This is a genomic window from Micromonospora sp. NPDC049799, from assembly GCF_040656655.1.
Lineage (GTDB): Bacteria > Actinomycetota > Actinomycetes > Mycobacteriales > Micromonosporaceae > Micromonospora.
In genome coordinates this window covers 1-1,316 of record NZ_JBFAMU010000850.1, presented here as the reverse complement: position 1 = coordinate 1,316, position 1,316 = coordinate 1, and the positions used below count along the sequence as shown (strand labels likewise).

Sequence of the window (1,316 nt, the reverse complement as noted above, 5' to 3'; positions counted from 1 at the left end):
AGCCCGTACGCCCGCCGGTGTCGGGCCAGCGCGTCGAGGAACGCCGCGTCGCCGCCCCGGGTGCGCTCCCCGGCCGTGCCGAGCGTGCCGGCCACGTCCGAGAGCAGGACGAACGCCGCCGGGTCAAGCCGGCGGGTCGCCTCGTGCAGCGCCCACCCGGTCGCCGGGTCGCCCCCGGCGTGCAGCACAGCGGTGAGCGGGCGGGCCGGGTCCACCGTGGCGAGCAGGTCGGCCAGGGCGCCCGGGTCGGTGGTGTCGCAATCCCTGACGGTGACCTCGGCGCCGAGCCGGGTCAGCTCGCCGACCGCCGGGGCCGCGTCCACGGTGCCGGCCAGCAGCAGGTGCCGTACCCCGTGCCGGGTGACCAGGTCCCGCGCCGCCGCGACGGCCGCCGCGCCGCCGGTCACCAGGACCGTCCCGGTCGCGGCGAAGCCGACGGGATCCACGGTGTCGACGGCCGCGCGGATCAGTCGGGGCACGAGCATCGTGCCGGTGCGCAGGGCGAGCCGGGGTTCGCCGGCCGCCATGGCGGCGGCCACCGCCCGGTCCAGTAGCGCCTCGCTCTCCGGATGCCCGTCGGTGTCGACCAGGACGATCCGGCCGGGCTCGGCCGCCTGCACCGCGCCCGTGGCCCCCCACACGGCCGCCGCGGGCAGGTCGCGCGGGTCCTCGCCGGGCAGGGCCGCCACGGCGTGCCGGGTCAACACGACCACGGGCGGCCCGGCCGGATCACCGACCGCCGCCCCGAGCAGCTCCACCGCCCGGCCGGCAGCCTCCACCGGGTCGGTCAGCTCCGCCTCCGGCGTCCGGTACGACCAGACGCTGGCGGCATCGGGCCCCTCGGACGCCCCGGGCACCGGCCGCTGCTCCCAGGAGAGGGTGTACAGCTCCGGCGCCGGCCCGGTGGTGGCCAACCGATCGACCGGCAGCAACCCGGTGGCGAGCGCGGCGGTGAGCACCGGCTGACCGGCCGGGTCGTAGCCGGCGAGGGTGAACCGGCCGTCCCCGGCCGGTCGCAGCAGCACCCGGAGCACGGTGGCGCCGGCGGCGAGCAGCCGCACGTCGGACCAGCCGGTGACCGTTGGCGTCCCCGCGGGTCGCTCGTCCGACAGGTCGGCCAGCAGCGGGTGCAGGACCGCCTCCAGCAACGCCGGGTGCAGCGCGTGCCGCGCAGCATCCGCCCGCTCTGCCTCGTGGAGGGCGACTTCGACGAGGAGCGCGTCGTCCTGCCGCCAGGCCTCGCGCAGGCAGCGCAGCGCAGGCCCGTGCCGGTAGCCCGCCGCGTCCAGCCGGGCGTACACCTCGGCGACGTCGAC

1 protein-coding gene is annotated in these 1,316 nt (G+C 78.6%); it reads right to left on the bottom strand.

Translation table 11 applies throughout. The annotated features are described in order from the left end of the window. The coding region (locus AB0I76_RS30060; RefSeq protein WP_357042554.1) for a KR domain-containing protein at positions 1–1,316 on the bottom strand (1,316 nt) is incomplete at both ends.